At 45.4% G+C, this 2479-nt stretch carries 2 pseudogenes; both read right to left on the bottom strand.

Annotated elements, in window-relative coordinates:
• Positions 1-417 precede the first annotated feature (417 nt).
• Positions 418-2340, bottom strand: a pseudogene (locus tag O9300_RS16185) (pentapeptide repeat-containing protein); the annotation flags it as partial.
• Between the two features lie 14 nt (positions 2341-2354).
• Positions 2355-2479 (bottom strand): annotated as a pseudogene (locus tag O9300_RS16190) (IS630 family transposase); the annotation flags it as partial.

A 2479-nucleotide genomic window follows, 5' to 3' on the forward strand; every position in this document is an offset into this window, starting at 1 on the left:
GGAGTGTCAATGTTGTGTCCTACTGCTAATACCTAGGGTCTGCTGAAAAAGTTTTTCCTGGGGGTAGGAGTCAGGAGTCAGGAGTCAGTAGCCAGTCGTTTCAGGCTTTGTTGCCCTTGTTTTTTGTACCAAGCGATGTACTACAAGAAGGATAATGCAAGGTTTTTGAAAGTCCCAATCCTATTTTCTTGCACTAACATCGGACTTTAACAGGTCAAAAGCCTTATTTTAAAAGGGTTTTACCATTATTCAGCAAGCCCTACCTATGCGGCTAATTATAGTTTAGATGGGGAAGGAGACAAGTTTATTGGGGTTACTAATAGGTTAGAAATGGCGCAAGTTTGGACTAAAAAAAAGTGCGACAAGTCGATGCTATAGCCCTAACTAGAACTGCGCTAAAGCGCAACTACAAACCTATCAGAAGCCTAATGTTTTCAAAATTATCGGTAAGGCTTTTTGACAGGCTTGGGCAAGTTTGCTGGCAGGTTCCAAAGCTTTAGCAATTGTTTCGAGAAAATTAACCGCTCGTTGGGCTTTCTTTTGCAGTCCGGCATCATCAGGATTTTGACTAGCTTGGGCAATCTTTTTCACTTGGTTGGCGGCTTCGGCTTTTTCCTCTTCATCTAAATGGCTGTCAATTTCAATCGCCTGGGTTAGTTCTTGCAGTAAGGCTTTAAGTTGGGCATTTTCTGGGGAAGCATCGGCTGCAATTTGGTTAATGGTATTAGTTACATCGCCGATAATTTCGCCGAAATTGACGGCGGAATTATTAATATCGCGGATGGTAATATTTGGGGAACTGTCGTTACTGTGGCTCATGGCTTTTGCTTCTACATGGATGGGACGGTTGGCGAGGGTTTTGGTAATTTCCATCATATCAACACTTTGTTGGCGATAGATGGCAATTTCCGTCTCTTTGGCGGTGAGTTGTGCCTTATATTGGGCTTCGATGGCTGCGAGTTGTAGTTGATAATTTTGGTTAAATTCTTGATGAATTTTCTCTTTATCAGTGTCGGACGGTACATGGACTTTTACCACTATCACGCCATCTCCTTTATTGGCAATGCTCTGTACCTGAAGCGGCGTGTCTTCGTTCTGCACTTGCACTTCTTTTAAGGCGGCAATGAAAGCTTTCCAATCTACCCCATTGCGGAAAATGAGGTCAACGGTGTCGAACATTTCGGCAAATAATTTAGTAAATTCGCCCGGTTGAAATTCGCCACTGCTGGGGCGGCGCTCTTTCTGCCCATTAAGCAGATAAATGTACTGGCAGTCCACCTCATCCAGTTGGGTGGTGGCATCAATATTCCAATTTTCCACGCAAGCACCCGTCAGAGTAGCATGGCGCAAATCGGCATTGACGGCGTTGACTTCGGTGAGGTTTGCCCCCGCAAGGTTGGCGTATTGCAAGCTGGCTTCACTGATATTCGCTAGGCGCAAGTTGGCAGCTTGCAGGTTTGCCCCCTCCAGATATGCCCCCCGTAAATTGGCTTGGGCAAAGTCTTTTCCGCTTCCGGTGCGGGAATCAATCAGAAATTCTCTAATTTGGGGATTGGCTAATAAGGTATTGCCGGGGCGGGCTAATTCCAATTTAATTGCTTGTTTAAAAATTGTTTTATTCAAGATTGCCTGATTAAAATTGGTACTTTTTAAGGTGGCTCCTGTAAAATCTGTTGCGGTTAAATTGGCTTGAAAAAAGGATGTGCCACCAATAGCAGCAAAGGCTATCACAATTTTACGCAACCAAGGATCGCGGTGTTCTTGTTTAAGGGTCAACCAACCGAGCCAACAGTAAAATAGCGTCAAGGCTACGCCGAAGGCTATGACTGGGGCTATTGGGGCTGGGGCTACGCCGAAGGCTATGACTGGGGCTACGGAGAAGGCTATGGCTATGGCTACGACTACGGAGAAGGCTTCGGTTGCGGCTTCGGCTATGGCTAGGGCAAAGGCTACGGTTAAAACTCCGACGAAGACTCCGACTCCGGCTAAGCCTACGGCTACAATTCCGACTTTGACTCCGACGAAGACTCCGACTGAGGCGAAGGCTCCTGCTCCGGCGAAGGCTCCTGCTACGGTCAAAATATTTTTGCGCCAAGCGATGTGGAAAGTGGAGATGAGAAAGATTAAGCTAGACCAACCAATCAATTGAGTTTCTCGATTGGTTGGAGCAAAAATTAAGCTCACCATATAACCGACGAAGGCGGAAAAAAAACTCGAAACCACAGTTAACACCAAAGCCAACCCCAACAAAATCACCAGCCACCGCTTCTGCAATCCCGCCTTCGCCCAGGTAAACTTCACCCCCGTCAAATTCGCCCGACTAAAATTTGCCCCGCGTATAAGCTTTTACGCATTTAAGTTACATTGACAGCATTACCCTTATTTTTAAGTTTTCTACTCCATTTAATAATCAATCCCCCTTCATTTAAAAGCTGATTGACTACTTTTTCCAGTTCTTCTTTATTTTCAAATTCTCGAT

The sequence above is a fragment of the Microcystis sp. LE19-195.1E genome (assembly GCF_027532095.1).
Classification (GTDB): Bacteria; Cyanobacteriota; Cyanobacteriia; order Cyanobacteriales; family Microcystaceae; genus Microcystis; species Microcystis aeruginosa.